Consider the following 25,336-nt stretch of genomic DNA (forward strand, 5'->3'; position numbering starts at 1 on the left):
TATTGTGAATTAAAACGTTGCCCGCTACCGGGAGAGGTGTTAGAGACTATGCAAAATAATGCATATCTCGCCATTTCTCGCAGGGAAGATACGCCGGGATGACCGACACCGCCGAACCCCGCATCGTCGATTACCGCACCGATCCATCGCGCTATCGTCATTGGCGCATCGAGATCGACGGTAACGTCGCCAATTTGATCATGGACGTCGATCCGGCCGGTGGCCTCAAGCCGGATTACGAACTCAAGCTCAACTCCTACGATCTCGGCGTCGATATCGAACTCAACGACGCGGTGCAGCGCCTGCGTTTCGAGCATCCGGAAGTCCAGGCCGTCGTCATCAAGTCCGGCAAGGACAATGTGTTCTGCGCCGGCGCCAATATCCGCATGCTCGGCAAGTCGACGCACCAGTGGAAGGTGAACTTCTGCAAGTTCACCAACGAGACGCGCCTTGCCATTGAAGATGCCAGCGCCAATTCCGGCCAGAAGTATATGGCGGCCGTCAGCGGCGCCTGCGCCGGCGGTGGCTATGAACTCGCGCTCGCGGCCGAGCACATCATGCTGATTGACGATCGTCGCTCGGCGGTGTCGCTGCCGGAGACGCCGCTGCTCGCAGTGCTGCCGGGTACCGGCGGCCTCACGCGCGTCACCGACAAGCGCAAGGTGCGCCGCGACCGCGCCGATTTCTTCTGCGCCACGGAGGAGGGCCTGCGCGGCGCCAAGGCGGTGGAATGGAAGCTGGTCGACGAGGCAGTGCCGCCGTCGAAGTGGCAGGACGCGGTGAAGGCCCGCGCCGCCGAGATCGCCAAACAATCCGATCGTCCGGCCAATGCCAAGGGCATTGCGCTGACGCCGCTTGAGCGCACCATCACCGAAGGCCGCGTCAGCTACTCCCATGTCGAAGTCGAGATCGAGCGCGACAAGTCGATTGCGACCATTATCGTCAAGGCGCCGAATGAAGCGGCTCCTGACTCGGTTGAGGCGGTGCACACAAAGGGCGCGGCTTTCTGGCCGCTGGCGATGGCGCGCGAACTCGAGGATGCCATTCTGCATCTGCGCACCAACGAGCCGACGATCAATCTTGTGGTGCTCAAGACCGAAGGCGATGCCAAGGCGGTGCTGAGCCATGACGACGTGTTGCTCAATGGCCATGATGGTGGTCACAATGATTGGCTGCTGCGCGAAATCCGTCATTACGTGAAGCGTGTGTTCAAGCGTCTCGATGTGACGCCAAAGACGTTGATGGCCCTGGTCGAGCCCGGTTCGTGTTTTGCCGGCACGCTGGCCGAACTCGTCTTCGTTGCCGACCGGTCGGCGATGCTGATCGGTACGCGCGAGGGCGACAACCGCGCGCCGGCAGCGATCACGCTGGGCAAGGCCAATTTCGGGTCCTATCCGATGGGCAATGGTCTGACGCGCCTCCAGACACGCTTCCTCGACGACGACGTGTCGCTCAAGGCCGCCGAAGCGAAAATCGGCGAGCCGCTCGAAGCCGAGGACGCGCTTGATCTCGGCCTCGTCACCTTCGCTTATGAGGATTTTGACTGGGACGACGAATTGCGCGTAATGACGGAAGAGCGCGCTTCGTTCTCTCCAGATGCGCTGACGGGCTTGGAGGCCAATTTGCGCTTCGCCGGTCCCGAGACCATGGAAACGAAAATCTTCGGCCGGCTGACCGCCTGGCAGAACTGGATTTTCCAGCGCCCCAACGCCATCGGCGAGCAGGGCGCTTTGAAGCTCTACGGCAGCGGCGTGAAGCCGACGTTTAATAAAGAGAGAGTTTGACAATGCGTGCCCCGGGCGCGCTGCGGCATGAAATGCCGCTGCGCAGAACCGGGGCCGTCACAACCGACGACCTGGAACGGTCCCGGGTCTGCAGCGCACCGCAAGCGCGCTGCGCTGCGCCCGGGAAAAGTGGATAGGAAACAGCCCATGAACATCGTCAATGTCGATTACGACGGCCTGATCCCCAACAATGTCGGCCTCAACTCCGATGCACGCGTCAAGCGCGCGCTGGAGAAGTGGCACCCCGGCTACATCAATTGGTGGAACGACATGGGGCCGGAAGGCTTCCAGGAAGCGCTGGTTTATCTGCGCACCGCGGTGTCGGTCGATCCGAAGGGCTGGGCCAAGTTCGATTACGTGCGCATGCCGGAATATCGCTGGGGTATCCTGCTGGCGCCGCAGGTCGAGGATCGCAAGATCCCGTTCGGCGCGCACAAGGGCGAGAAGGCCTGGCAGGAAGTGCCTGGCGAGTATCGCGCTCTGCTGCGCCGCCTCATTGTCATCCAGGGCGACACCGAGCCGGCTTCGGTCGAGCAGCAGCGCCATCTCGGCAAGACCGCGCCCTCGCTCTACGACATGCGTAACCTGTTCCAGGTCAATGTCGAGGAGGGCCGTCATCTGTGGGCGATGGTCTACCTGCTGCACAAGTATTTCGGCAGCGAAGGCCGCGACGAGGCTGACGCGCTGCTCGAGCGCCGCTCGGGCGACGCCGATACGCCGCGCATGCTCGGCGCCTTCAATGAAAAGACGCCGGACTGGCTGTCCTTCTTCATGTTCACCTACTTCACCGATCGCGACGGCAAGATGCAGCTCGAAGCGCAGGCGCAGTCCGGTTTCGATCCCCTGTCGCGCACCTGCCGCTTCATGCTGACGGAAGAAGCGCACCACATGTTCGTCGGTGAGACTGGCGTGACGCGCATCGTCGAGCGTACCTGCGAGGCGATGAAGCAGGCCGGCATCGACGATCCGAACGATATCGAGGCGGTGCGCAAGCTCGGCGTCATCGACTTGCCGACCGTGCAGAAGAAGCTCAACCTGCATTGCTCGCTGTCGCTCGACCTGTTCGGCAACGAAATCTCGACCAACGCGGCCAACGCCTTCCACGCCGGCATCAAGGGCCGCTTCCGCGAAGAGCGGCTCACCGGCGACGACCATAGGCTGGAGAACGATAGCTACAAGGTCGCACGCCTTAAGGACGGCAAGATCGTGACTGAGGACGCCCCGGCCTTGTCGGCGCTCAACATGCGCCTGCGCGATGACTATCTGAAGGATTGCGAACTCGGCGTGTCGCGCTGGAACAAGGCCATCGAGGCATCAGGCATACAGTTCCAACTCAATCTGCCGCATCAGGCGTTCCACCGGCAGATCGGCGAGTTCTCCAAGATCAAGGCCGATCCGAAGGGCAACGTTCTCGACGAGGCGGCCTGGGATAAGGTGCGGGACGACCATCTGCCGAACGACAATGACCGCGTCTATATCGAGAGCCTGATGCAGCCCGAGATGGAGCCCGGCAAATTCGCATCGTGGATCGCGCCGCCCAAGGTCGGCATCGACAACAAGTCGGGCGATTTCGAGTATGTGAAGCTGGCGTAGCGCCTTTTACCCTCCCCCTTGTGGGGAGGGTCGACTGCTTGAGCGTAAGCGAAAGCAGTCGGGGTGGGGGTGATTGCTACTCATCGCTACCCCCACCCCGGCTCACTTCGTTCGCCGACCCTCCCCACAAGGGGGAGGGTAAAGGCAAGCGCTACTCGAAAGCCGTAATCACCTCTTCCGGTATCGCCGCCGTCTTGATCTTCTGCGGGTCGTCCGGGTGCTTCACCGCCCAGACCCGCGTCTCGGTGCCTTCGTTGCGCAGGTCGCCGCCGAGCAGGATCTTGTGCTCGACCACGAAGCTCGAGCGACGGAATTCGGCGACCCGCGACACGATCTCGATCTCGTCGCCGTATTTGACAGGTTTCATGAAATTGGCGCCGGCATCGACCAGCGCGATGCCGATAATGCCGAAATGCTCATTGATGTCGTGGACCTTCACGCCGGTGGCGGCCGAGAACATCAGCCATGTGCTGGCGTCGAAGTAAGTGAAGAATTTCGGATTGAAGACGATGCCGGCCGGATCGCAGTCGCCCCAAGGCACGGTGAAGGAGCGGCGGTAGGTGAAGGACGTCACGCGCGAAGGTCTCCGCTTTTGATGCCGCGATTGTAGAGGGTCGGGTGCGCCGTTACGAGGCCTTGCCAGCGGTTTTCTTCGGACGCGGATCGGGCCATTCGGTCCGGTTGTGAGCATCGCGCTCGAAGGCGGTCGAACGGCGTTGCAGCTTCAGCGAGGCTTGGGGCGCGATCGGCAAATGCGGGGCCTCATCCAGCGCCAGCATCAGCCAATCGAGGTCATCTTCCGGGGTCAACCAGCGCTCCGGCGCATAGCGCGTCAGCGCAAAGGGGCGTGAATATTCCATCAGCGATTTCTTGCCGCCCGGCAGGCAGTATTCGTGGACATACGACATGACCAGTTCGCGTGGGCTACGGTATACGGGATCGCGCCAGCGCAACACCGGATGGTTGGTCTTGCTGATCGCACCCCACAGGCCGCGCTCCTGGAACACGGTGATGATGTGATCGCTATCGCTCGGCAGCGCCCTCAGATCGATCAGCCATGAGCGGCGGCCATGAAAGGCCAACGCCGCAACCGCGAACACCGCGCCTTCGGAGCAATGCGCCACCTTCTCCTTCAGCATCCGTCGCGGCGACATCGCGGTATCGCCGTCAATGCTGAAATTGGCGGGCATCTTGTCGAGAAAGGTCTGCACTTTGTGCGGCCTGTCGAGGCGCGCGAATAGGCGCCGCTCGGCGGGCGTGAGCAGGCTGGTCAGGCGTTTGCGGTAGGTAGGTGTCACCATCGCCTTCAATCTAGGCGATTCGGGTGGTCGTCGTTCGAGTCTAGCGCCTACCGAGTGGGCGACGTTCGGGCGGATGCGGCACCCGTGCCACTTGACGGCGTGTCGCGCGCGGTCGTGCCTGCGGCATCGGCACGTCGACGCCCTCGACCGCCTGGGCATGGGCGGCGATGGCCGGCGCTTCGGCGCGCGGGGACGGGCTCGGCATCGGCACATCGACCTTCACGTCGGGCTTCGCCGGCGTCACAGGCGCCAATAGCGCCGGGCTCGGCGGCGGGAAGGTATCGGGCGAATAGGCGTAGCTGTTGTAACGGTTGTTGCGGATCGGCTGGCCGGCATCGCGAATGATGCGGTCGCCTTCGCGCCGGTTCTCATAGGCGACGCCGCGGCCCGAGAACGACACGGCATAAGAGGGCGTCAGGTCGATGGTCGCATCGGCCGCGGACACGGTGCGGTCGAAATCGCGACGGTCGGGCGTGAGGCCGCGGTCGAGGAAGGCCGAGGCGAAGTTCGGATTGAACTTGATCGCCTGGTTCATGTCGCGGCTGGAACGGTCGAAATCGCGGGTGTCGTAGTAGGCGAAACCGCGGTTATAGAGCGCCAGAGCATAGTTGGGATCGATCGCCAGCGCGGCGTTGTAATCGGCGATGGCGCGGTCCATGTCGCGCTTGTTGCGATAAGCGAAGCCGCGGTTGTTGAGCGCGCGGGCGTTCTTTGGCTCGAGCTTGATGGCCTGGGCAAAGTTTGCAATCGCCTCGTCGAAACTGCCTTTGCTGTCATAGGCGAGGCCGCGGCCGTTATAGGCGTCCGCGTTGCTGGCATTGAGTTTGATGGCGGCATCGTAGTCGGCAATGGCGCGGTCGTAATCGCGCCTCTCGGCATAGACGCTGGCGCGATTGAAGTAGGCGAGGGCGTAGTTGGCGTCGCGCTTGATGGCATCGCCGAAATCGGCGAGGGCGCGATCGTTATCGCCCTTGTGGCGCAGCGCGAAGCCGCGGTTGTTGTAGGCGACCGCGTTGTCGGCATCGAGCTTGAGCGCCGCGTCGAAATCGGCGATGGCGGCATCGAATTCCCCGCGCAGGCCGCGCGTCGTGCCGCGATCGGTGAAGGCGGCCGACGACTTGCCGTCGAGCTTCACGGCCTGATCGAAATCGGCGACGGCGCGCTCGATATCGCCTTTCATACGGAAGGCGCGGCCGCGGCTCTGATAGGCCAGCGCATTCCTCGGTTCGATGCGGATCGCCTGGCTGAAGTCGTTGACAGCACGATCGAAGTCACGCTTGTCGCGCCAGGCGACGGCGCGGCGGTAATAGACGTCGGCGGAGTTGCCGTCGTGGCGGAGCGACTCGGTGAAGTCGGCAATGGCGCGGTCCAGATCGCCGCGCGTGTAGACCGCGGCGCCGCGCTGGGCGTAAGCGAGTGCGAACTTGCCGTCGAGCTTGATGGCCTCGCCGAAGTCGGACACGGCGCGGTCGATGTCGTTCTTGAGACGGTAGGCGATGCCACGGTTATAGAAGGCCAGCGCATTGGTCCGGTCGTACTTGATCGCCTCGGTGAGGTCGATGATGGCGCGGTCGGCGTCGCCCAGGGCGCCGTAGGATAGGCCGCGGTCGTAATAGGCCAGTGCATAATCGGGTTTGAGCTTGAGCGCGGCGTCGAAGTCGGCGATGGCGCGCTGGAATTCGCGCTTGAGCTCGTAGGCATTGCCGCGGTTGTAGTGGGCGACTGCATAGGCCGGGTTCAGCTTCAGCGCCTGTTCGAAGCTGGCAATGGCCTGATCGACCTGCTTCTTGTCGCGCAGGGCAAGGCCGCGATTGTAGAAGGCGAAGCTGTTGGACGGATCGAGCTTCACCGCCTGCTCGAAATCGGCCAGCGCACGGTCGACATCGCCGCGCGCGCCGTGCGCGACGCCGCGGTCGTTGTAGCCCTGCGCGTAGCCCGGATTGACCTTGATCGCCTGCGACAGGTCGGCGACGGCGCGGTCGAAGTCGCGAACATTGGCGAAGGCATTGCCGCGGTTGTTGAGGGTGGCGGCGTCCGACGGCGACAGCTTCAGCGCGCTGGAATAGTCGGCGGCGGCACCGGCATAGTCGCCCTTGTCGTATTTGGCGTTGCCGCGGTTATAGAAGGCGGCGGCGTAATTCGCGTTCAGCTTCACCGCCTGGTCGTAATCGGCGATGGCCTTGTCGAGCTGGCCGGTGGCGGCGTGGACGATAGCGCGGTTGTTGTAGAGCGGTGCGTATTTCGGATCGAGCGCGATGGCCTGGTCGAAATCGGCAATGGCACGGCCCGTCTCGCCCTTGATGCCATAGACGATGCCGCGATCATTGAAGGCCAGAGCCTGGCCGGAGCTCAGCCGGATGGCCTGCGTCAGGTCTGCAAGCGCCTTGTCGAAATCGCCTTTGCTGGCCAGCGCGTAGCCGCGTGCCGAATAGGCGGGGGCGAGCTTGCCGTCGATGGCGAGCGCCTGATTGTAGTGCTGGATGGCGCGGTCGAATTCGTATTTCTCCTGAAGCGCGGCGCCCAGATTGTAGAAAGCCTGCGCGTTCTTCGGGTCGAGCTTCACCGTCTGCTCGAAATCGGCGATGGCGCGGTCGAACGAATCACGGTCGTAGTGGGCGACGCCGCGGTCGAACCAGGCCAGCGCGTCCTTCGGATTGAGTTTGAGCGCGGCGTCGTAATTGGCGATCGCCTTGTCGATGTCGCGCTTCTGGTACCAGGCGTTGCCGCGGTTGTAATAGGCCACTGAGAAGTTCGGATTGATTTTGATGGCGCGGTCGAAATCGGCGATGGCGCGGTCATAGTCCTTGCGCGCCGCCAGCGCGATGCCGCGGTCGTTATAGGCCAATGCGAAGATCGGGCTCGCCTGCAGTCGCGTTTCGGTCTCCTCGAGGTCGCGGTCATAACCGCGCTGGCCGCGGATGTCGTTGCCGCGCGGGCTCGAGGCGATCGAGTAGGCGGGGTTGAGCCTGGTCGCGGCCTCGAAATCGGCGATGGCATGTTCGTAATCGCGCTTTTCGTAATAGATCACACCGCGGTCGTGCAACGCATAGGCGTCCTTTGCATCGATCTTGAGCGCGCGCTCGAAATCGGCGAAAGCCCGGTCGGTATCGCCCTTGTCGGCGTAGGCATTGGCGCGATTGTAATAGGCCGCCGCATAACTGTCGTTGAGCTTGATCGCCTCGGCAAAATCCGCAATGGCGCGGTCGGTGTCGCCCTTGCCACGCCAGGCGACGCCGCGGTTGTTGAAGGCAACCGCATTCTTGGGATCGAGCTTGAGCGCGGCGTCGAAGTCGGCGATGGCGCGCTCCGTGTCACCCTTGGCGCCATAGGCGATGCCGCGATCGTAATAGGCCCGCACCGAGTTCGGATTGAGCTTGATGGCCTGCGTCAGATCGCCGATGGCGCGGTCGTAGTCGCGCTTGTCGTAATAGGCCGTGGCGCGGTTGGAGAACGCCATGGCGAAGTTCGGGTCGATCTTCGCTGCCTGGCTGAAATCGGCGATGGCGCGCTCGCGCTCGCCGCGCGCGCGATAGGCCATGCCGCGGCCGTTGTAAGCGGCGGCCAGTGAACCGTCGAGTTTGATCGCCTGGGAAAGATCGGCGATGGCGCGATCATGGTCCGGCTTGCCGCCGTAAGCGAGGCCGCGGAAGAGGTAGGCCTGCGCATTGCCGGGATTGAGCCGGATCACCTGATCGAGATCGCGGATGGCGCGTTCATGATAGCCGGCGGCCTGCAAAGTCTCGCCGCGATTGAGCAACGCCGCAGCGAAGCCCGAATTGATGGTGATGGCCTGGTCGAAATCCTTGAGCGCCTTTTCGGTCTGGCCCTTCGCCTTGTAGGCGAGGCCGCGGCTATTATAGGCGAAATCGGAGTGCGGATCGGCGGCGATGGCGCGGTCAAAATCGGCAACGGCGCGGTCGAGGTCTCCGCGAGCCTGATAGATGGCACCACGGCTCGCCAGCGCCAGCGCGAATTGCGGGTCGAGCTTGATCGCCTGGTCGAGGTCGGCAACCGCCTTGCCGAGATCGCCCTTGCGTTGCCAGAGCTTGGCGCGGCTCATGAACACGCCGGCATAGTTCGGGTTGAACTTGATCGCCTGCTCGTAGTCCTGCAAGGCACGGTCGACGTTGCCGCGCAGGGCATAGGTATTGCCGCGCTCGGTGAAGGCGGCGCCATATTTCGGGTCTAGCTTGATAGCCAGATCGTAGTTGGCGATCGCGCGTTCGTACTCGCCTTTGCCTTGATAGGCGTTGCCGCGATCGACATAGGCCGCGGTGAACTTTGGGTCGATCCGCAGGGCCTGGTCGAAATCGGCAATGGCGCGGTCGAAGTCGCGGCGTTCGCGATAGGCCAGGCCGCGCGCATGAGCGACGAGCGGATCGCGGGGCTCGAGCCTTACCGCATGAGATAGATCGCCAACGGCGCGGTCGTAGTCGCGGCGTTCGTAATAGGCTTTGCCGCGGTTGTAATAGGCCGTGCCGAAATTGGGGTTGAGCTTGATCGCCTGCTCGTAGTCCTGGAAGGCGCGCTCGTCTTCATTGAGCTGCTGATGAGCGAAGGCGCGTCCGTTATAGGCGGCGGCGTTCTTCGGATCGAGCTTGATCGCCTGCGAAAAGTCGGCGATGGCGGCCTTGAAGTCGCCCTTGTCCTGCAGGGCCATGCCCCGATTGAAGAAGGTGCCGGGATAGTCCGGATTGACCTTGATCGCCTGATTGAAGTCTGCGATGGCGCGGTCGTACTGGCGCTTCTTCTGGTAGGCGTCACCACGATTGGCCAGAGCCGGCGCATAATTCGGGTCGATGCGCAGCGCGGTATCGAAGTCGGCAATAGCTCGGTCGCCGTCGCCCTTGGCGACGTAAACCTGGCCGCGCTGGTTGAGTGCAGCGGTGTAGTCCGGCTTGATATTGATCGCCTGATTGAAATCGGCGATGGCGCGGTCGTAGTCCCGTTTCTCGACCAGAGCCAGGCCGCGTTCATACCAGGTTTGCGCCTGTTTGGAATCGAGCTTAAGCGACTGCTCGAAGTCGGCGAGGCTGCGCTCGGTGTCGCCGCGCGAGCGATAGGCGAGGCCGCGGTTGAAGAAGGCGAGCGCATTCTTGCCGTCGAGCTGGATAGACTGCGTGAAATCCGCGATGGCGCGATCGTCATTGCCCTTGGCTTTGAGCGCCAGACCGCGATTGTAGAAGGTGCGGGCGTTCTTCGGGTCGATGCGAATCGAGCGGTCGAAATCGGCAATGGCGGCGTCGTACTCGCTGCGTGCGATGTAGACGACGCCGCGATTATAGTACGACAGCGAATCCTTCGGATCGAGCTTAACCGCTTGAGAAAGATCGCTCAGCGCCCGGTCATAGTCGCCTTTGGCGAAGTAGGAGACGCCGCGGTCGTAATAGGCCAGAGCATAGTCGGCGTCGAGGCGGATTGCCTGATCGTAATTGCGGATGGCGCGGTCGTAGTCGTTCTTGTCGTAGAAGGCGTTGCCGCGATTGTAATAGGCCAGAACATAGTTCGAATTCAGCAATACGGCCTGGTCGTAGTCCTTGATGGCGCGATCGACTTCGCCACGATTGCGGTAGGCCAGGCCGCGGTTGTTGTAGGCAAAGGCGTCGCGCGGATCGAGCAGGATGGCCTGATCGAAGTCCTGGATGGCGCGCTCGACCTGGCCCTTGGCGGAATAGGCGATGCCGCGGTCGTTCAGCGCGAGGATGAAATCCGGCTTTAGCTTGATTGCCTGATCGAGGTCCTGAATGGCGCGCTCGTAATCGCGGATGTCGCGATAGGCGAGACCGCGGCTGTGGAAGGCCACGGCGTCGCCGGCATTGAGCTTGACGGCACGGTCGTAATCGACGATGGCGCGATCGGGTTCGCCTTTCGCGCGGTATGCCATGCCGCGGTTGTAATAGGCGATGTTGTCGTTGGCATTGAGCTTGATTGCGGCATCGAGCGCGCCGACGGCGGCGTCGTACTTACGCTTGTTGTAGTAAAGGTGGCTAAGCGTTTTCAACGCTTCGGCATTGCGCGCGTCTATCTTGATGGACTGCTCAAGGTCCTGAATGGCGCGCTCGCTGTCGCCGCGATCGCGCAGGGCCTGGCCGCGATGATAGAGTGCCTCGGCATTTCGGGGGTCGAGCCTGATCGCTTCGTCAAGGTCGCGAATCGCGCCCTCGGCATCGCCCCTGACGCGTTTGTCCTTGCCGCTGGCAGTCAGGTCCTCGGCCTTGCGATGTTGGGCCGCGGTGCGGCTTTTGACGAGCCTGGATTTGTGCGTCTGCGCGTTGGCGCGCTGCTTCGCGTTATTCGACCCATCGATAACGGCATCACAGGCGGCAATGCGCTGTTCGGTCGTGCCGTCGCTCTTGCCTTCGCAAAGCTTGATCTGATCGCGCGTTACCGCGTGCGCCGGCATCGCCGCGGTCGACACGACGGCAGCGACTGCAAACTCAATGAAGACGATGCGTGCTCCCCGAAGCATTCGTCTTTTCCTGTTCCTCCGCGGTGAGCCTGACCGGGGCTCTGGTCCTGCTTCGGTGCGATCATGCAGCGCGGAGGGGGAGGATGCGCGCATAAGACGAGATTAACATTAACCCGGCTGACGCATGAGGACTCGCACGCGGGAGAGCGCGCGACGATTAATACTAACGCTATCGCTGGCCCCGGAATGAAAACGCCGCGCGAGGGCGCGGCGTTTTCATCTAATGCGACGTCGTTTCTCTACTGTGCTTGCTGCTGTTTGACCGCTTCGGCGCGCGCCGCACTGGCGATCTCACGCAGCACGTAATCCGGCGGCATGACGTAGGCGAGGACCTTTTCCTTTGGATAGGACGACTGCCGCACCATGTTGCCGCTGTTGCCGGAAATAAGGATCGGATTGCCCTGGCCATCGGTGCCGCGCACGATGCCGACATGGCCGTTCTGTGGGCCGCCCCGACGGAGAATGGCGATGGCGCCGACGCGCGGGCCATCAAGCTTCTTGCCGAAGTCGAGGAACGAGCGCGCGGCGCGAGACTGGGTGCCCTTGTTGCCGCCGGCTTTCTTGATGACGAAATTCATGAAGTCCGCGCACCACAACTGTGCCGGCAGGCCGAGCTGTTTGGCGTTGGCGCCGCGATAGCGCAACGCCTCCAGCAAAAGGCTGGCGCCGCCCGGCACCTGCGCCGCATGGTCGGCGGCTTCGGCGCGGCTGCGCGAAATGGTTTCGAGAGGCGCGACATTGGCGAAGCGGTCGTTGCGTTTCGCGGTCGTGGCGAAAGACGCCGACGCAAAGCTGACGACCAGACTGCAAATCAGACTTGCTGCGATCGATCGTTTCATGGCGGACTCTTATCCGGACGAATGGCTGCCGGTTTCCTTTGGCTCGTTAACGAACGGTGCTATCCATGCGGCGTCCGTCATCTCGCATAAACAATTCCAATACCCTACGCCCACTGCAAGATTTCACAGCGTCTTGTTTCAGACGCTTTGTAGATGTGGTTAATTCGAGCGGGCGTAATGCGTCATTTTGCGACACATCGCGCACATTCGATAAAATTTTAAATAAGATGCTGACGCGTCAGCGGATGGAATAGGCGATCGGAACGACCACGGGAACGTAGGCCCCGCGCACCTCATCCGGTGGTGGCGGCAAAGGGGAAGCCCGCTCGATCATCGCCAGCGTTTCGCGATCGAGCAGGTTCGAGCCCGACGAGGCGACAACGCGCGCATTATGCACACCGCCGCTGCGGTCGACGCTGAAAGCCAATCGCACCACGCCGCGGTCGCCTCGCGATTGCGCGTCGGATGGATAGCGCTTGTAGCGCTCGAGGCGCGAGATGACGCGCGAGGTCCAGTTCGGCAAGGCATTGGAGTCGCGGGCGGCGCCGGCGTTCGGCGCTGCCGCGCGCGCTGCCAATTGATCGGCTGCGCTTGGCGCCGAAGCGAGGCTCGCTTGCCGCGGCCGCGGCTTCTTGCGAACCTCTTTCTTCTTCTCTTCTTTCTTGTCCTCGATCTTCTCGACGGGCCGCGGCGGAGGCAGCATTGCGATCTCGGCCTGCGTCGGGTCTGGCTCGACCTCCGGCGTCTTCTCGGGCTCCGTTTGCGGCTCTGTCTTGGCGACCTCGACCGGCTTTTCCGGTTCGGGCTCGGGTTTTTCGACGACCTCTTCCGGCTTATCCGGAGTTTCCTTTTCGCCGGTCTGGAACTGCCGTTCGACCGCGTCGGGCGGCATGTCGGTCTCTACAGCTTGCGGCGCTACCGCAATCGGCGCCAGATCGATCATGATCACGGGCGCATTGGCGACCTGATCGGATTCGGACTGCCAGTGCGCCAAAAGGACGGCCGCGCCGCCGACGTGAATGCCGAGCGCCGCCACGAAGCAGGCGCTCCAGCGCAAGGTCGCGGGCACGCGGCGGATCATGGCGTTGCCCCGGGAGCTTCGAGCCCGACCAGCGCGACGTGAAGATAGCCGGCGCTGCGCAGCTCGTTCATCAGGACCATCAGTTCGCCATAGGCGACGGTCTTGTCGGCGCGCAGGAACACGCGCTGCTGCTTGTCGCCAGACGTGGCGCGGTCGAGCGCAGCGGCGAGGGAAGGCCGCGGTACGTCGTCATTGCCGACGGCGAGTGACAGGTCCTGCTTGAGCGTCAGGAACAATGGCTTGTCGGGGCGCTGGGTCTTCTCGGCATTGGCGCTGGGCAGGTCGACCGATACATCGACGGTCGCCAGCGGGGCCGCGATCATGAAGATGATCAGCAGGACCAGGATAACGTCGATGAACGGCGTGACGTTGATCTCGCTGATCTCGGTCTGGCCTTCGTCGCCGTGGTCGAGGCGTACCGCCATGTGCGTCTCACTCGGCGGCCGCGACGCCGGGGCGGCGGCGTGAGAAGGCGCCGCGTTCGATTTCGCGGCTGACGAGGCGCATGATCGAGGCCGAGGCATCGGCGTTGAGCGCGCGATAGCCGGCGATCCAGCGCGAGAAGAAATTGTACATCACCACGGCGGGAATGGCCGCGACGAGGCCAAGCGCGGTCGCGAGCAGCGCCTCGGCGATGCCCGGCGCCACCACGGCGAGGTTGGTCGTTTGCGCCTTCGAGATGCCGATGAACGAGTTCATGATGCCCCATACGGTGCCGAACAGGCCGACGAAGGGGGCGGTGGCGCCGATGGTGGCGAGGATGCTGGTTCCGCGCATCATGGCGCGTCCGGCGGCGGCTTCGACACGCTCGAAGCGCGAGGCGATGCGTTCCTTGACGCCCTCCGGCGACAGCGCATGCGGCGCGGCCGCATCGACCGACAGCTTCAGTTCCGTGTCGGCTTCCCGAACCAGGCGGGCAACGCCGCCGTTATTGGCAGGAAAGGCCGCGGAAGCCTCGTCCCAGGTCCGGGCGCGGCCGAGGACCGCGATACCGCGGCGCAGTTTGCCGCTTGCCAGCATCAATTCCAGAAGCTTGGCGAGCCATACCGTCCAGGTCAGCACCGACGCGAAGGCGAGACCGATCATGACCGCCTTCACGACAATGTCGGCGGCCATGAACATGCCCCACGGCGACAAATCGCGCGGCAGCGTGACAGCGGGCGGCGGAACCGGCGCCGGCATGACGGGTGTCGCAACGGGTGCGGTCTGGGTTGAGCCGGAAGGCGGCGCGGCTGGTGCCGGTGTGACAGTCGGCGCCGGCGGCGTTGACATTTGAGCCAGCGAAGCTCCCGGCTGCATCAGGATGGTCGCCAGCAGCAATACGGCCAGGCCGTTGCGCCGCGCTTTTGCCGGCCTCACTCGGTTCAGACTTTCGATCACGATCATTTCCACGCAGTTGGTGCCGGCAAAGCCGAAGGAGCGCTCGGCCGCCGCCATCTTAGCCCGCCGCTGGCGCGACCCTATAGGAGCAATTGCGCAGCGCAACCGGAAATCACTGACATGGCACATATTTTAGTTATTCAAATCAATAGTTTAGAAGATTTCAAAGCTGCTTTGGTCCTGCGCGAAGACCCAATGGATCCAGTTGGTTGCATACATTGCCCGCCTATCCGGCGTCATGGCAGAGACGCTTCCTCACAAGGCGCCGCCGCCGCTAAGGCCGGGGCATCAACACCGGGGTTATTCATGTCCTACTCGATGTCGCAAAATCTCATCCCGATCTGCGTGACCGGGCTCAACGCATTGTCCGGGGTGCTCGACAAGGTGGCCGCCCATGCCGCGGCGAAAAAGACCGACCCTTCGGTTTTGCTGGGCTGGCGGCTGGCGCCGGACATGTTCGCTCTCGCCCGGCAGGTGCAGGTGGCTTGCGACCAGGCCAAGAACGGCGCGTCGCGTCTTGCTGGCATCGACCCGCCGAAGTTCGAGGACAATGAGACGACCATCGACCAGCTCAAGGAGCGCATTGCCCGCACGCTGGCACATGTGAAGAGCCTGGACGCCGTGGCCATCGACGCTTCGAGCGAACGCGAGATCGTGTTTCCGCTCGGACCGAAGAAGGCGAAGATGAAGGGCGCGGACTACCTCAATCACTTCGTGCTGCCGAACTTTTTCTTTCACCTCACCGCGAGCTACGCGATAGCGCGCAATTTCGGTACCGACCTCGCCAAGCGAGATTTTCTCGGCGCCATCCCGATGAGCATCGTCGAGTAGGGCGCTCAAAACAAAACCGCCCCGGATTTTGTCCGGGGCGGTCCTGTCCGTTTGTCCGAGCGGAGCAGTTTATTCGCGGTACGAGACCCGCGATCCGCCCTCGTAGCCGCCCGAGTAGCGCGCCCCGCCTTCGGGACCGCAGTTGCAGTTGACGCCGCGAACCTGGCGCACTTCGTTCACAACGCGCGTGCCGCCCTGAACGTAGCGGTTCACGACTTCGTTGCGGTGCTCGGTGCGATACTTGTTCGTGGTGTTCACCTTGTGCAGCGTGATGTTGCGCACCACCGTGTTCTGGCGGTGAACGACGACTTCACGATTGACCACCGGCTGGACGTGGACGACCAGGCGGTTTTCCTGACGCAGGTGAGTGCGCTTCACCTCGCGGGTGTGATCGACGTAACGAACGCGGGTGTTGACCCGCGGCGCTCCACGAACAACGCGCTTGGTGTTGTACTCGGAATCCGGTTTGCGACAGTTACAGACCGGATCGTAGTAGGTACCGGCAGAAGCGGGTGTCGGGACGATCGTCGCCAATCCGATCACCAGCAAAGCGCCGCCGATGAGTGAGGTGAGGTGTTTCATTCTGGTACGCCCCGTTAACCATGTAAGTGATGCCGCCGATTGAAGTTTTCGGCTTGTTAACCATTTTTGTAAAGGAATTTTTTGAAGGGCGTCGACGGAACAGAGGGCGTTATTTGATTTTGTGAGTGCTTGCCAGCGCGTGATGTTTCAAACTGAAACGCTCAGGTCGAAAACTTGCTCTTGTCGATCGCGGCGAGGATCTCGGCGCGGTCTTTGTCGAGAGTCGAGCGCACCGAGTCGGCCTTGCCCAACCTTCCCATCTCGCGCTGATGCGCCACCGTGCCCAGGGCCATCAGCGGATCGAGGCCCAGTTCGCGCAACGTCGCGGCCGACTCTTCCATCTCCGCGGCACGGCGCTCGCCGTGGCTTGCCATGCGCTCGAGATTGTAGGTCGTCGTCTCTTTCCAATCGATGCCTGGATAATTGTTCTTGAGGGATGCCGTCACGTCTTCCAGCAGGCCGGCACGCTCGGCGGCGAGGAAGCATTCATAGGTGAGGGCTTCGATGCCCTTGATCATGACACTGCGGATCATCTTGATCGCCGCTGCCTTGCCGGTCTCGTCGCTGACGACCTTGAGCTGCATCGCCATCTCGCTCAGCAGGGGCGCAATCGTTTCCCCATGTGGGCCGGCAATCAGCAAAGGAGTTTGGTGGCGCTTGGGATGGATCGGCGCGATCACCGCAACATCGACGTAGCGCGCTTTGCCGTCGAGCAGGGCGGCAGTTACGATTTTGCGTCCGGGCGAGACGGAATTGATGTCGAGGTAATACGGATTGCCGGACAGATGTGGCACGACCGATTGCGCGGCCTCCAGACTCGAGGCCGCCGTCACGGCGGAAATGACGATGTCGCTGCCGGCAATCGCGTCGGCCGCCGAGGTCGCAAGGCGCACGCCGGCTTTGGTGCCTGCGGCTTTCAGCTTCTCGCCTTCCGGCTTTGGAAACAGAATGTCCCAGGCCGCGATCTCGGCGATCCCTTCCTCGCGCAAGCCGGAGGCGATGGCCTGTCCTGCTTCGCCGAAACCGATGAAGGCAATACGCGGTGTGTTGCGAAGCGCCATGGGCCGTCTCCTGTGCGCCAATCCTACAGCATATCGAGCGGCTTCGCGCGCTTCGGCGGCGGGAAGCGGGCATCGAGCGCTTTCAGGTCCTCGGTTGTAAGTTTGAGATCAATCGCAGCGATGTTGTCGTCGAGATGCTTCAGACCGGTGGCCTTTGGGATCGTGACGATGCCTGGCTGGCCCAGCAGCCAGGCCAGCGCCACCTGCGCCGGGCTTGCCTGATGACGCTCCGCCACTTGCTTGAGCGTAGCATCCCCCAGCATGCGCGCCTGTTCGAGTGGCGAATAAGCCATCACCGGAATGCCACGCTCGCGGCAGAACGGCACCAGATCAAACTCGATGCCGCGCCGCGTCAGATTGTAGAGTACCTGATTGGTGGCGCATTCCTTGTCGCGATCGAGCGCGGTCAGTTCGCGCATGTCGTCGATGTCGAAATTGCTGACGCCCCAGTCGAGAATCTTGCCGGCGGCTTTCAGTTCCTGAAAGGCGGCGACGGTCTCCGACAGCGGATCGCCACCGCGCCAGTGCAGCAGATAAAGATCGATGCGGTCTGTCTTGAGGCGTTTCAGGCTGCGTTCGCAGGCGGCGATGGTGCCTCGCCTGGAAGCATTCATCGGCAGGACCTTGCTGACGATGAAGAGGTCGTCGCGTCGAGAGCCAACCGCCTCGGCGACAATCTTTTCCGCGTCGCCGTCGCCATACATTTCCGCGGTGTCGATCAGCGTGATGCCGCGCTCGATCGCAGCGCGTATGGCTTTGACTTCATCGGCGCGCACGCGGGCGCTTTCGCCCATGCGCCAGGTGCCGACGCCGAAGACCGGCATGGCGCGTCCGGAGGGAAGCGGGAGTGTGGGGATGGTGAGAGTCATGTCCTCTGCGTCGCTGTTTTCGGTGCAATGTCGGTCAGTAACTCTTGAGTTTGTGGCGACAATTGAGCAAAGCCCTCATGCAGCAGCTTGCGCCATTCCTTACCGCGCCCCTCGGCCTCGTTCCAAACTTCTTTCAGGTCATATGGTCGTTTGCGCGCCAGCACCTTCAGCAAAGCCTCGGCCTGATGAATGTCTTTATCGCGCTTGGCTGTGCCTTCTGCGCGCCGGCGTGAGATCATTAATTTGTGCACGGCATAGCGATGCGGCGAAGGCACATTGACATAAACGCCCGAGCCGTGAAGCAGCACGGCGGGCTCTGGATCGTGGATCAGGAAGTCGAGAAAGCGCAAAGGCTGCGCGTCGGTTTGCAGGGCGGGCAGGCGCCGCGGCTTGTCGGTGTCGCGACCTTCGTTCGGCGTCAGGAAATCGACGCGGAATCCGCCTTTGGCCTGATAGCTTGTCACGGCGCTACCATGGGTGGTCGGCACGGCGCGGAAGGTTTTGTCGACAGCCTGCAAGACATCGAGAATTGGCGGCATCTGTTCTTCGACGGCGGCGGAGATATTGGCGAATTGCGCAATATCGATGTCGCCGGTTTGCAGAATGGAGCTCGGCAGTTTCTCGCCGAGCATGGCCGAATAGGTCTGATAGGCAGCGGTGCCGACGAGCACACACCGTAAACGGAAGGCGCCGGCCTTGGCGAGCACGGCTACCGTCTCGCCGATTTCGGCGACGGGCTGCGGCATGCCGAAGGAGCGAACCAGTGTGGATACCAACGCGCGCCGCTCGCGCTCGTCGGTCAGCGCGGCTTGATGTCGATTGATGCGTTGAAGAAGTTCAGGCGTTTCGGGGCCCGCGTATTTCTGCGAGCGTACGCCATCGACAGTTGCCTGAAAGTACCAGTAGCGCTTGCCGCTCACCGTTTTGCGGGTAAAGGCGCCGGTCCCGGTGAACGAGTTGTCGAAGGCTGCGTTTGCGCAGCGTTCGAGAAGCTCGGCATAGGTTGTTTGCAGCACAAGGTTGGGCGTTGTCATGGCTTGACCGGAGTTATACTCACTTCGCGAAGTGAGTATAACTCGCTGGCGAGGACCTTGCACCTAATTTATACTCACCTCGCGAGGTGAGTATAAATTATACTAACGATTTAAAAATCAATCACTTGTGTGCGACCTCCGGTGTTCCATGAGTATGGAACGACTCGATGGTTTTCAGCCCCCAGGCTTGGCCTTTTTTGCGCTCGTCCTCGGTCCAGGAGATAGGCTTCCAGTCCGGCGCCAGGACGAGCCGCGCACCGGCATTCGCCACTTCGACACGGTTGCCGCCCGGCTCATAGACATAAAGGAAGAAGGTCTGTTGCACCGCGTGCTTGTGCGGGCCGGTTTCGATGAACACGCCGTTTTCGAGGAAGACGTCGGCGGCGAGCAAAATCTCCTCGCGCGAGTTCATCGCATAGGTGATGTGGTGAAAGCGGCCCGGCACGCCGGTCATGTCGCGGGTATAGGCGAAGTCGTATGACTTGTTGGTCGCGGTGAGCCAGATTCCGGCCTCGCGGCCGTCATTGAGCACGATGCGCTCGGTGAGGCGGAAGCCGAGATACTTTTCAAAGAACTCGCGGCATTCCGACAGATTGACGGCGAGGCCGTTCCAATGGTCGAGGCGGCGCGGATTGATCCCCTTGGCAGGAAAACGCTGCGCCTGGTTCTTCAGCGACGGCTTTAGTTCCGGCGGCGCTTGGTACCACTCGGTGTCGTAATAGAGTTCGATGACATGGCCGTCCGGGTCCTTGCAGACGAACGTCTTGCCATGGCCCAGATCGCCATCGGTCCAGCCGATCTCGAATGGCGTGCCTTTCAACGCAGCGGCGCGGCGCTCCAGCGCCTGCGGCGAGCGCGTGCGGTAAGCGACGTGCTTCATGCCATTGGTGTTCGAGGCGGTGAGCTTGAGCGAGTAGCGCTCGTAGTCGTCATAGGCGCGCAGATAGACGCTGTCGCCTTTCTCGCCGGCAATGGTCAGCCCGAAGATCTCGGTGAAGAAGCGCACGCTCTTGTCGAAGACCGGCGTCAGCAGTTCGAGATGGCCGAGATGGGCGATGTCCATGATCGGTTCAGGCGGATACTGGTTGTCGGCCACGGAGCGTCTCCCTTTACTAATTGTCGCGGTCTTTTAGCGGCGTTCGAATGCCAGCACCAGATTATTGGCCGGCATCTCGACTGTTTTGACCAGCATCAAACCGTTCGCATCCGCGAGGTCGGCGACAGCCTCGAGATCGCGCACGCCCCAGGCGGGATTGCGCCCGCGCAGTGAGGCATCGAAGGCTTGGTTGCTCGGCGCAGTGTGGGCGCCGTCCCGCTTGTAAGGCCCGTACATGAGGAGATGGCTGCCGGGTTTGAGATGCCGGCCGGCGCCGTGCATCAGGTTCTCGGTTACGACCCACGGAGCGATATGAATGACGTTGAAGCAGAGGATCGCGGCCAACTCGCCGCCGTCCCATGCCCAATCAGGACGCATCAGGTCGATATCAAGCGGCGCCCGCAGGTTATCGAGATCGACGGCCTGACGATACGCCTCGATCGAGGCGCGATGCGATTCCACGATATCGCTTGGCCAGAAGGTGAGGTGCGGGCACCGCCCGGCAAAGGTGACGATGTGTTGTCCGGTGCCGCTGCCGATCTCCAGTATCGCGCCTGATTTGCCGGCAAGAATGCCGCCGATCGCCGACCAGATTGGCTCGACGTTGCGGTGGAACGCGGGCGCGTCGAGCCGGCCGTCCTCGCCAGCCGGAGGCAACCCTTTCTTGCCGAATTCAAAGACCGGCTCGGTCATGGCACACCTCTGTCACGCGACCGCAAACACCATGGTCCCTGTTGTCTTGGGTGCGCCCGCGGGCGAAAGTTAGGCGCCGGTTCGACCTGGAGTCCAATTATGAACGATGCTCCCATATCACGTGGATTTCGTGGACGTGGCGGCAGCGCGCGTGACGCGCGCATTCCACCGGGCCAGCATCTGGTTGAGGATTTTCCCGTGCTGTCGGCAGGGCCAACGCCGCCGGTCGATCTGGCGAGTTGGCGATTGTCAATCGACGACGGCGCTTCACCGCTGGCCGAATGGACATGGCAGCAATTCCTCGCCCTTCCGCAAACCGATCTCACAGTCGATATCCACTGTGTCACCACCTGGTCGAAGCTCGACACCCATTGGAAGGGGGTGTCGATCGATACGCTGCTGGAGGCCGCCGGACTCACCGAGCCGCCGCAACCTTATGTGCTTGCGCATTGCGACGGCGGCTACACGACCAATATTCCCGCTGAGGATCTGCTCGACGGCAAGGCCATGATCGCCTTTGAGTTTGGTGGCGAGGCGCTCGACCCCGAGCATGGCGGGCCGGCACGCCTCCTGGTGCCGCATCTCTATTTCTGGAAGAGCGCCAAGTGGGTGCAGAGGCTGCAGTTCGTCGATCCGGAGATTCCCGGTTTCTGGGAAGAGAACGGCTATCACATCTATGGCGATCCGTGGCGCGAGCAACGTTATGATGGCGACTGAAGGACCTAAGCCTCACCCCAAGCTCCGCTCACCCCCGCGAAGGCGGGGGTCCAGTCCTTCTTGATGAACGTTTGCTTATGCCGCTCCTGGGTCCCCGCCTACGCGGGGACGAGCGGAGTGTGGGGTCATGCAGAATCAAACCGGCACCGCCGCTCCCAAAAAACAATGGCTCACCGCCACGGTGCGTGAGGCTATCGACGAGACGCCGCGCGTGCGCAGCCTGGTACTCGATGCGCCAGGCTGGTCCGGCCACCGTGCCGGCCAGCATGTGGATGTACGTCTCACCTCCGACAACGGCTATCAGGCCCAGCGCAGCTATTCGATTGCTTCGGCTCCCGCGGAGCACACCATTACGCTCACGGTCGAGAGGCTGCCCGACGGCGAAGTGTCGTCTTATCTGGCCGGTGAAGTCCGGGTTGGCGACCAGTTTGAACTGCGCGGGCCGATCGGCGGTTATTTTGTCTGGACGCCTGACCTGGAGGGCCCGTTATTTCTTGTCGCCGGTGGTTCGGGCGTGGTGCCGCTGATGGCAATCCTGCGCGAGCGCGCGTTGAAGAAGGCGACGCAGCCGGCGACGCTGCTGTTCTCCTCGCGCGGCTATGAGGACATTATCTATCGGGCCGAACTGGAGAACTTGTCGCGAGAGGCAGGCGGGCCGACCGTCGTCCATACGCTGACCCGCGGGGCGCCGGTCGGCTGGACCGGGCAAACCCGGCGCATCGATGCTGCCATGCTGTCCGAAGCAGGCTTTTCGCCGGACCGGATGCCCCGCATTTTCGTTTGCGGCCCCACGCCTTTGGTCGAAAGCGTGGCGCGGACGCTCCGCGACCTTGGCCACAGCCCGAAGCTGATCAAAACCGAGCGATTTGGCCCAACCGGCCGGTAATCGCAGGTCGGAAGCCAGGCCGCGACATGGTGTCATGTCCTCGACATGGCTCCCCGACATGGCGTCGTTTCCGGTATCGGAGTAATATGGAAGCATTCGAAGTAGGGGGCTTCCATGATCATCGGCCTGTCGGTTCAGACGTTCACGATCATCCACGTCATTACTTCTCTCGTCGCCATCGTCAGCGGGCTCGTTGTCGTCTTCGGGTTGATCGGATCGCACCGGCTGCCGAGATTGACGTCGCTGTTCTGGACCACGACGGTCCTCACCACCGTCACGGGCTTCATGTTCTTCCTGTCGCCCACCCAGGCCAAGGTCCTGACGCCGGCGGCGGCGACCGGCATCGTTGCCACCGTCTTCTTCGTGCTGGGTCTGATCGCGCTATACAGCAAGCAACTCTATGGCCGCTGGCGCTGGATCTACGCCGTGTCGGCGACGGTCTCGCTCTATCTCAATATTTTTGTGCTGATCGTACAGAGCTTCCAGAAGCTCAGCGTCCTCAACCCGGCGGCATCGTTGACGCCTCCGTTTCCCAATCCGCCCTTCGAGCCTGTGCAGTTCAATTTCCTCGTCGCGCAAGTCGCCGCGCTCGTTATCGCGGTGATGCTCGGCATTGTCACCGCGCTCAAATTCCGCCGTGGGCCGGGGCTGGCCTGAAGGCTGCACCGAGATCACAGCCTAGCGGCGCCGGCCCTGGCTGATCGAATTGCAGTTCGAACAACAGGTCCTTGTTCGGACAGAAACCGGGCGCGAAAGCAAAGGATATCGGTGCCTCGTCGAGCCAATCGCGGCACTCGGACTTTGATTTGCAGTCGCGGCACTCATGAACGGCCGTCAATAGGGTCAGCTCCGAATGGGCGATAACCCTGACGGCCGGGTCGATACCGAGGCGCTTCATCATCTCCGGCAGATAGAATTCGTCTTTCTGCGTTTGGGCCATGACACGATCCCTCCCGATCGTTTGTCGAACTAAATGGTGCGCTTCGCGACAGTTCCGCTCCATGACCTGAATCAAAAAGTCCGCTTCAAACATACCGGCCAATCTGCCGTCCGCCGGCATCTTCACGCAAAGAAGCCGCCCGGAGGGGCGGCTTCTTAAGTCTCGGGGAGGTTCGGCGGGCTTACTTCAGTTGGCTCGAAACGCTGTTGAAGGCGGTATTGAGCTGCGTACCGATGGTGTTGACCATCACGATGATGGCGACCGAGATACCAGCGGCGATGAGGCCGTACTCGATGGCGGTGGCACCCGACTGATCGGCGAGGAAGGCTTTGACAAGCTTCATTACAAACTCCGTGTGACTGGGCGCAATTTTTCTAACCCGTGCGATAGTTCTCGAACAGGCACGCGTAATGGTTACGTCGAATTAGCCATAAGCGTTCGGTGGTGCTGACGCGTATGTTTGACGCGTATTCGCCATAAAGTTTCCTGCAAACGCGCCGCGATTTTCGCCGATCGTTTTGCTTCATTTGCATACAAATGCTGCGGCGAGGTGCAGTGCCTGCGATTTAGTACGGCGCCGTGGCGTTTAAACTGACAGCCGTGCCTAATATTTAATCGGGCGTCTTTGGCTTAAAACTAGGCAGGTCGGGCGCGTCGCAGTTTATGCCATTTTAAACAAAGCCTTAGGACATTTGTGACGGCTTGGCACAGAGCTTGCGATCCTGTTGCGGCGCGAAGAGTCGCGAAGACGCGCGCGTCAAACGCAGGGGATCTGGAAGCATGAATCAAACAACAGTGACGGCCGCCAAGCGGCCGAACGCCCGCATGTGGCTCGCCGCCGCCGCGGGCCTTGCCATGACCGCGGGAGCGATCTCGTCGGCTTCCGCGCAGGACACGATCAAGGTCGGCGTCCTGCACTCGCTCTCGGGAACGATGGCCATTTCCGAGACGACGCTGAAGGATACCGTTCTGTTCATGATCGACGAGCAGAACAAGAAGGGCGGCGTGCTCGGCAAGAAGCTCGAAGCCGTCGTCGTCGACCCGGCCTCGAACTGGCCGCTGTTCGCCGAAAAGGCGCGCGAGCTGATCGCCAAGGACAAGGTGTCCGTGGTGTTCGGCTGCTGGACCTCGGTGTCGCGCAAGTCCGTGCTGCCGGTGTTCAAGGAACTGAACTCGATCCTGTTCTATCCGGTGCAATATGAAGGTGAAGAGTCCGAGCGCAACGTGTTCTACACGGGTGCCGCTCCGAACCAGCAGGCCATCCCGGCCGTCGACTACCTGATGTCGAAGGACGGTGGCGACGTGAAGCGCTGGGTGCTCGCGGGCACCGACTACGTCTATCCGCGCACCACCAACAAGATCCTCGAGGCCTATCTGAAGGCGAAGGGCGTCAAGGCCGAAGACATCATGATCAACTACACGCCGTTCGGCCACTCGGACTGGCAGACGATCGTGTCGGACATCAAGAAGTTCGGCTCGGCGGGCAAGAAGACGGCGGTGGTCTCGACCATCAACGGCGATGCCAACGTGCCGTTCTACAAGGAACTGGGTAACCAGGGCATCAAGGCGACCGACATCCCGGTCGTGGCGTTCTCGGTCGGCGAAGAAGAACTCGCAGGCCTCGACACCAAGCCGCTGGTCGGCCATCTCGCCGCCTGGAACTACTTCCAGTCGGTCAAGGACCCGGCTAATGCCAAGTTCATCAAGGACTGGCAGGCTTTCACCAAGAACCCGAAGCGCGTGACCAACGACCCGATGGAAGCCACCGTGATCGGCTTCAACATGTGGGTTAAGGCCGTCGAGAAGGCCGGCACCGTCAATGCCGACAAGGTCATCGACACCCTCCCGGGCATCGAAGCGCCGAACCTGACCGGCGGTATCTCGAAGATGCTGCCGAACCACCACATCACCAAACCGGTGCTCGTCGGTGAAATCCGCGGCGACGGTCAGCTCGACGTGGTGTGGCAGACCAAGGGTCTGGTCGCGGGCGATGCCTGGACCGACTTCCTGCCGGGTTCGAAGGATCTCGAGGCCGACTGGGTCACCCTCAAGTGCGGCAACTACAACACCGTCACCAAGAAGTGCGGCGGCTCTGGTTCGTGATTTGGGCTCGTGAGCCCAGTCTTATCGAGCTATTGCGTCTGATGACGTAACAAAAAGGGGAGGCGGCCTCACCGCCG

The 25,336-nt window shown here is 62.1% G+C and carries 22 protein-coding genes; 7 read left to right on the forward strand and 15 right to left on the reverse strand.

What is annotated here, in order from left to right:
- Window positions 1–98 precede the first annotated feature (98 nt).
- Both boxC and boxB read left to right on the forward strand, forming a co-directional pair.
- Window positions 99–1,784 (forward strand): 2,3-epoxybenzoyl-CoA dihydrolase, encoded by a 1,686-nt coding sequence (gene boxC / locus E8Q40_RS07610; RefSeq protein WP_137043812.1) that lies wholly within the window; start codon window positions 99–101, stop codon window positions 1,782–1,784.
- A 147-nt stretch (window positions 1,785–1,931) separates the two neighbouring features.
- Window positions 1,932–3,377: a benzoyl-CoA 2,3-epoxidase subunit BoxB gene (gene boxB, locus E8Q40_RS07615; protein ID WP_137043813.1), complete on the forward strand. Its 1,446-nt coding sequence runs from the start codon at window positions 1,932–1,934 to the stop codon at window positions 3,375–3,377.
- A 151-nt stretch (window positions 3,378–3,528) separates the two neighbouring features.
- On the opposite strand, the gene E8Q40_RS07620 is transcribed toward boxB, so the two are convergent.
- The 7 genes from E8Q40_RS07620 to exbB form a co-directional block, all read right to left on the reverse strand.
- Window positions 3,529–3,951, reverse strand: coding sequence for a thioesterase family protein (locus E8Q40_RS07620; RefSeq protein WP_246663029.1), 423 nt, complete (start codon window positions 3,949–3,951; stop codon window positions 3,529–3,531).
- Window positions 3,952–4,003: 52 nt separating this feature from the next.
- Window positions 4,004–4,678: a hypothetical protein gene (locus tag E8Q40_RS07625; protein ID WP_137043815.1), complete on the reverse strand. Its 675-nt coding sequence runs from the start codon at window positions 4,676–4,678 to the stop codon at window positions 4,004–4,006.
- A 40-nt stretch (window positions 4,679–4,718) separates the two neighbouring features.
- Complete coding sequence (locus tag E8Q40_RS07630; protein WP_168197766.1) at window positions 4,719–11,147, reverse strand: tetratricopeptide repeat protein; 6,429 nt, start codon at window positions 11,145–11,147, stop codon at window positions 4,719–4,721.
- A 239-nt stretch (window positions 11,148–11,386) separates the two neighbouring features.
- Window positions 11,387–11,986 carry a TIGR02594 family protein gene (locus E8Q40_RS07635; protein WP_137043817.1) on the reverse strand — a complete coding sequence of 200 codons (600 nt, stop codon included), beginning with the start codon at window positions 11,984–11,986 and terminating at the stop codon, window positions 11,387–11,389.
- A 238-nt stretch (window positions 11,987–12,224) separates the two neighbouring features.
- Window positions 12,225–13,067, reverse strand: a complete 843-nt coding sequence (locus E8Q40_RS07640) for an energy transducer TonB (RefSeq protein ID WP_137043818.1) — start codon at window positions 13,065–13,067, stop codon at window positions 12,225–12,227.
- Window positions 13,064–13,492, reverse strand: a complete 429-nt coding sequence (exbD, locus tag E8Q40_RS07645; RefSeq protein ID WP_137043819.1) for a TonB system transport protein ExbD — start codon at window positions 13,490–13,492, stop codon at window positions 13,064–13,066. Before exbD ends, E8Q40_RS07640 begins: the two co-directional genes overlap by 4 nt.
- 7 nt (window positions 13,493–13,499) lie before the next feature.
- Window positions 13,500–14,504: a tonB-system energizer ExbB gene (exbB, locus tag E8Q40_RS07650; protein ID WP_246663030.1), complete on the reverse strand. Its 1,005-nt coding sequence runs from the start codon at window positions 14,502–14,504 to the stop codon at window positions 13,500–13,502.
- Between the two features lie 249 nt (window positions 14,505–14,753).
- On the opposite strand from exbB, the gene E8Q40_RS07655 reads away from it, so the two are divergent.
- Window positions 14,754–15,278, forward strand: coding sequence for a DUF1993 family protein (locus tag E8Q40_RS07655; RefSeq protein WP_137043820.1), 525 nt, complete (start codon window positions 14,754–14,756; stop codon window positions 15,276–15,278).
- A gap of 69 nt (window positions 15,279–15,347) precedes the next feature.
- Here the strand turns inward: E8Q40_RS07655 and E8Q40_RS07660 are convergent, their stop codons facing one another.
- The 6 genes from E8Q40_RS07660 to E8Q40_RS07685 form a co-directional block, all read right to left on the reverse strand.
- Window positions 15,348–15,860 (reverse strand): hypothetical protein, encoded by a 513-nt coding sequence (locus E8Q40_RS07660; RefSeq protein ID WP_137043821.1) that lies wholly within the window; start codon window positions 15,858–15,860, stop codon window positions 15,348–15,350.
- 161 nt (window positions 15,861–16,021) lie between these two features.
- Window positions 16,022–16,921, reverse strand: a complete 900-nt coding sequence (locus E8Q40_RS07665; RefSeq protein WP_137043822.1) for an NAD(P)-dependent oxidoreductase — start codon at window positions 16,919–16,921, stop codon at window positions 16,022–16,024.
- Between the two features lie 23 nt (window positions 16,922–16,944).
- Window positions 16,945–17,790, reverse strand: coding sequence for an aldo/keto reductase (locus E8Q40_RS07670; RefSeq protein WP_137043823.1), 846 nt, complete (start codon window positions 17,788–17,790; stop codon window positions 16,945–16,947).
- A complete protein-coding gene (locus tag E8Q40_RS07675) occupies window positions 17,787–18,887 on the reverse strand; it encodes a GSU2403 family nucleotidyltransferase fold protein (RefSeq protein ID WP_137043824.1) in 1,101 nt (366 codons plus the stop codon). Before E8Q40_RS07675 ends, E8Q40_RS07670 begins: the two co-directional genes overlap by 4 nt.
- 58 nt (window positions 18,888–18,945) lie before the next feature.
- Complete coding sequence (locus E8Q40_RS07680) at window positions 18,946–19,887, reverse strand: catechol 2,3-dioxygenase (protein WP_137046630.1); 942 nt, start codon at window positions 19,885–19,887, stop codon at window positions 18,946–18,948.
- A 66-nt stretch (window positions 19,888–19,953) separates the two neighbouring features.
- Complete coding sequence (locus tag E8Q40_RS07685; protein WP_137043825.1) at window positions 19,954–20,613, reverse strand: DUF938 domain-containing protein; 660 nt, start codon at window positions 20,611–20,613, stop codon at window positions 19,954–19,956.
- A gap of 99 nt (window positions 20,614–20,712) precedes the next feature.
- Between E8Q40_RS07685 and E8Q40_RS07690 the strand changes: the two genes are divergently transcribed.
- The 3 genes from E8Q40_RS07690 to E8Q40_RS07700 all read left to right on the forward strand — a co-directional run bounded on the left by E8Q40_RS07690 (window position 20,713) and on the right by E8Q40_RS07700 (window position 22,873).
- On the forward strand, window positions 20,713–21,330 hold the full coding sequence (locus E8Q40_RS07690) for a sulfite oxidase-like oxidoreductase (protein ID WP_137043826.1): 618 nt from the start codon (window positions 20,713–20,715) through the stop codon (window positions 21,328–21,330).
- A 127-nt stretch (window positions 21,331–21,457) separates the two neighbouring features.
- The gene (locus E8Q40_RS07695; protein ID WP_137043827.1) at window positions 21,458–22,216 is read left to right on the forward strand and encodes a ferredoxin reductase; all 759 of its coding nucleotides are present in this window, start codon (window positions 21,458–21,460) and stop codon (window positions 22,214–22,216) included.
- A 114-nt stretch (window positions 22,217–22,330) separates the two neighbouring features.
- Window positions 22,331–22,873 (forward strand): hypothetical protein, encoded by a 543-nt coding sequence (locus E8Q40_RS07700; protein WP_137043828.1) that lies wholly within the window; start codon window positions 22,331–22,333, stop codon window positions 22,871–22,873.
- Here E8Q40_RS07700 and E8Q40_RS07705 read toward each other — a convergent pair.
- Window positions 22,842–23,249 carry a DUF6455 family protein gene (locus tag E8Q40_RS07705; RefSeq protein ID WP_246663082.1) on the reverse strand — a complete coding sequence of 136 codons (408 nt, stop codon included), beginning with the start codon at window positions 23,247–23,249 and terminating at the stop codon, window positions 22,842–22,844. The genes E8Q40_RS07700 and E8Q40_RS07705 overlap by 32 nt on opposite strands.
- Before the next feature lie 88 nt (window positions 23,250–23,337).
- Window positions 23,338–23,499 (reverse strand): Flp family type IVb pilin, encoded by a 162-nt coding sequence (locus E8Q40_RS07710; RefSeq protein ID WP_137043830.1) that lies wholly within the window; start codon window positions 23,497–23,499, stop codon window positions 23,338–23,340.
- Window positions 23,500–23,936: 437 nt separating this feature from the next.
- Between E8Q40_RS07710 and urtA the strand changes: the two genes are divergently transcribed.
- Window positions 23,937–25,259, forward strand: coding sequence for an urea ABC transporter substrate-binding protein (urtA, locus tag E8Q40_RS07715; protein ID WP_137043831.1), 1,323 nt, complete (start codon window positions 23,937–23,939; stop codon window positions 25,257–25,259).
- The last annotated feature ends 77 nt before the right edge of the window (window positions 25,260–25,336 follow it).

The sequence above is a fragment of the Pseudolabrys sp. FHR47 genome (genome assembly GCF_005153485.1).
In the GTDB taxonomy this organism is placed as follows: domain Bacteria; phylum Pseudomonadota; class Alphaproteobacteria; order Rhizobiales; family Xanthobacteraceae; genus Pseudolabrys.

Bases quoted from the DNA above. Each gene is read 5' to 3' on its own strand.
- boxB (WP_137043813.1), top strand. From the start codon at position 1,932: ATGAACATCGTCAATGTCGATTACGACGGCCTGATCCCCAACAATGTC.
- E8Q40_RS07640 (WP_137043818.1), bottom strand. From the start codon at position 13,067: ATGATCCGCCGCGTGCCCGCGACCTTGCGCTGGAGCGCCTGCTTCGTG.
- E8Q40_RS07630 (WP_168197766.1), bottom strand. From the start codon at position 11,147: ATGCTTCGGGGAGCACGCATCGTCTTCATTGAGTTTGCAGTCGCTGCC.
- E8Q40_RS07625 (WP_137043815.1), bottom strand. From the start codon at position 4,678: ATGGTGACACCTACCTACCGCAAACGCCTGACCAGCCTGCTCACGCCC.
- E8Q40_RS07660 (WP_137043821.1), bottom strand. From the start codon at position 15,860: ATGAAACACCTCACCTCACTCATCGGCGGCGCTTTGCTGGTGATCGGA.
- E8Q40_RS07690 (WP_137043826.1), top strand. From the start codon at position 20,713: ATGAACGATGCTCCCATATCACGTGGATTTCGTGGACGTGGCGGCAGC.
- E8Q40_RS07635 (WP_137043817.1), bottom strand. From the start codon at position 11,986: ATGAAACGATCGATCGCAGCAAGTCTGATTTGCAGTCTGGTCGTCAGC.
- E8Q40_RS07685 (WP_137043825.1), bottom strand. From the start codon at position 20,613: ATGACCGAGCCGGTCTTTGAATTCGGCAAGAAAGGGTTGCCTCCGGCT.
- E8Q40_RS07710 (WP_137043830.1), bottom strand. From the start codon at position 23,499: ATGAAGCTTGTCAAAGCCTTCCTCGCCGATCAGTCGGGTGCCACCGCC.
- E8Q40_RS07695 (WP_137043827.1), top strand. From the start codon at position 21,458: ATGCAGAATCAAACCGGCACCGCCGCTCCCAAAAAACAATGGCTCACC.
- exbB (WP_246663030.1), bottom strand. From the start codon at position 14,504: ATGGCGGCGGCCGAGCGCTCCTTCGGCTTTGCCGGCACCAACTGCGTG.
- E8Q40_RS07655 (WP_137043820.1), top strand. From the start codon at position 14,754: ATGTCCTACTCGATGTCGCAAAATCTCATCCCGATCTGCGTGACCGGG.
- E8Q40_RS07665 (WP_137043822.1), bottom strand. From the start codon at position 16,921: ATGGCGCTTCGCAACACACCGCGTATTGCCTTCATCGGTTTCGGCGAA.
- E8Q40_RS07700 (WP_137043828.1), top strand. From the start codon at position 22,331: ATGATCATCGGCCTGTCGGTTCAGACGTTCACGATCATCCACGTCATT.
- urtA (WP_137043831.1), top strand. From the start codon at position 23,937: ATGAATCAAACAACAGTGACGGCCGCCAAGCGGCCGAACGCCCGCATG.
- E8Q40_RS07680 (WP_137046630.1), bottom strand. From the start codon at position 19,887: ATGGACATCGCCCATCTCGGCCATCTCGAACTGCTGACGCCGGTCTTC.
- E8Q40_RS07670 (WP_137043823.1), bottom strand. From the start codon at position 17,790: ATGACTCTCACCATCCCCACACTCCCGCTTCCCTCCGGACGCGCCATG.
- E8Q40_RS07705 (WP_246663082.1), bottom strand. From the start codon at position 23,249: ATGTTTGAAGCGGACTTTTTGATTCAGGTCATGGAGCGGAACTGTCGC.
- exbD (WP_137043819.1), bottom strand. From the start codon at position 13,492: ATGGCGGTACGCCTCGACCACGGCGACGAAGGCCAGACCGAGATCAGC.
- boxC (WP_137043812.1), top strand. From the start codon at position 99: ATGACCGACACCGCCGAACCCCGCATCGTCGATTACCGCACCGATCCA.